Here is a 264-nt window from a genome sequence, read left to right as displayed (position 1 = left end):
ATCCAAATCAGCGTTGACGAATATGCAGAGTCGCCACAGCTAACAGAGATCATGCAGCCAAAGTCTCATGCGTTACTGAGTAAAATCGCCCGGCAAGTGGGCAAAGATCATCTTGTTTTTCCGACGCTGGCTGGCTTAGCTTTCGGTCGCCGTAGTGCGATGACGACGCTGAGTGGTAACCTTACAGCCAATGTCGCTCGCAATATTTGGACGTGGGCAGTAATATTTTGTGGTCACTTTACCGAACAGGCGCATATCTATACC

General features: G+C 49.2%; 1 pseudogene. It reads left to right on the top strand.

Annotation, left to right across the window (positions count from 1 at the left end):
* Positions 1 to 264: pseudogene (locus AAEZ10_RS27460) on the top strand (acyl-CoA desaturase); the annotation flags it as partial.

The sequence above is a fragment of the Pseudomonas sp. H26/SER47-MNA-CIBAN-0231 genome, assembly GCF_040310465.1.
GTDB lineage: Bacteria > Pseudomonadota > Gammaproteobacteria > Pseudomonadales > Pseudomonadaceae > Aquipseudomonas > Aquipseudomonas atacamensis.
This window is presented reverse-complemented; position numbering and strand designations above follow the sequence as displayed.